This window comes from Methanoculleus sp. DTU007, from assembly GCF_001512385.1.
Taxonomy (GTDB): Archaea; Halobacteriota; Methanomicrobia; order Methanomicrobiales; family Methanoculleaceae; genus Methanoculleus; species Methanoculleus thermophilus.
The window spans coordinates 1-689 of the sequence record NZ_LFRO01000051.1 but is presented as its reverse complement, the minus strand read 5'-3'; the positions used below and the strand labels follow the sequence as shown (position 1 = coordinate 689).

The 689-nt window shown below is 43.3% G+C and carries 1 pseudogene; it reads left to right on the top strand.

Features of this window, described 5'->3' with window-relative positions:
• Nucleotides 1–664 (top strand): annotated as a pseudogene (locus ACI94_RS05915) (hypothetical protein); the annotation flags it as partial.
• Between the last annotated feature and the right edge of the window lie 25 nt (nucleotides 665–689).

Here is a 689-nt window from a genome sequence, read left to right as displayed (position 1 = left end):
GTCTGTTGTAAGTGCAGGTGAAAACCGAACAACTTCCCTTGTAGAGGGGCCAGAGGCTTCAAGATACGCCGTCACCCCTGACTATATCACCGACGACATTAAAATTGCAGATCCCCTTGATGAATCAGAGTTGATCACTCTGGTTTTTTCCGAATCGTGGATACTAGAGAATAACGAAAGCACTGATCCCCGGCTAGTCAAATTAACGGCTGAAAAATCAAGTTTAACGGCACATCAAGGATGCGACGCCGAAATAACAACATTCTATTCCCCTTCAGAAATCAGAGATGATGAAGGCATCGTGGTTCTTCGTGTGCCCAAAAAAATGTTAGCGTTGTTCAATAAGCGCCCTGATGAACTTACAATTGATTGTCCTGCTGATTTCTTCACGTTTTATCCAAGTATTGATCAGTTGTACAATGATTTACAGGAGAAACATGACTCGCTTAGCTCTACTCCAGAGGTTGATCTTCAGTCCGATTCCAATCAGGAAGTAGACTCTCAATCTACACGTACTTCAACTTTCTATGGTGAGTGGGCTCAATACTACCGTAAATCAAGCTATGCAAATTCAATCGTGTATGTCACGGGCAAAATCAAGCCTGATACAACAGTAAATGAAGGGCAGTGCAAAACTCTGGATACGCATGGAGGATTCCAGTAACTGCAAGAGGAGTTGACATGAACCC